The sequence below is a fragment of the Novacetimonas maltaceti genome, assembly GCF_002906255.1.
GTDB lineage: Bacteria > Pseudomonadota > Alphaproteobacteria > Acetobacterales > Acetobacteraceae > Novacetimonas > Novacetimonas maltaceti.
Genome location: NZ_POTC01000141.1, coordinates 1 through 881, shown reverse-complemented (window position 1 = coordinate 881; position 881 = coordinate 1). Strand labels below are relative to the sequence as shown.

Below are 881 nucleotides of genomic sequence, written 5' to 3'. Positions count from 1 at the left end.
AGCGTCTGACCCAGGCGGGTGCGATCGATGGGCTGTTCAACCGCTTTGATGCGACCCTGCGTAACGCCGGGTATTTGCCGATGTCAGGCCAGATCCTGGATGCCACGCTGGTAGCGGCTCCGAAGCAGCGGAACACCAATGCAGAGAAAGCGGATCTGCGAGCAGGCCGTATTCCTGAAGACTGGCAGGACAAACCCGCAAAGCTGTCGCACAAGGATCGTCATGCGCGCTGGACACTGAAGTTCACGAAGGCGAAGCGGCAGGATGATGGAACCATGCCATCCAGCGATCTCGCCATCCCGTTCTTTGGCTATAAATCGCATGTTTCCATCGATCGGAAATACCGGTTCATCCGCAAATGGAAAACAACGCATGCCGCTGCCAGTGATGGCGCGCGATTGAGAGAGGGGCTTCTGGATAAAACCAATACGGCCTCAAGTGTCTGGGCCGACACGGCCTATCGCTCAAAAGCCAACGAAGACTTCATGGAAAAGCAGGGCTTTGTCTCCAAGGTTCATCGCAAAAAGCCGCATCTCAAGCCTATGCCCCGGCATATCCAGAAATCAAATGCTGGAAAGTCGGTCATCCGCTCGCGTGTCGAGCATGTCTTTGCCGATCAGAAGTCACAGACGGGGCTGTTTGTCCGGACTGTCGGTATCAGTCGAGCCACCATGAGGATCGGGCTCGCCAATATCGTCTACAATATGCGCCGCCTCCTCTTCCTCGAAAGATTGAACGCGAGCGCATAGCCATCCAGCGAGAGACAACTCCCAATCTGCTCAAAACGCAGACTGGACGCCATCGCAAAAACCGTCAATCAAATCGCCAAAACCCAGAAATTACCGGCCAAGCACATCAATCAAGGGTTCTTCGATCCCTCC

Annotated in this window: 1 protein-coding gene; it reads left to right on the top strand. The window is 54.9% G+C overall.

Translation table 11 applies throughout. The features are described from left to right. Positions 1–749: transposase (locus KMAL_RS16710; protein ID WP_110096540.1), on the top strand; the 749-nt coding region annotated here is incomplete at its 5' end. Between the last annotated feature and the right edge of the window lie 132 nt (positions 750–881).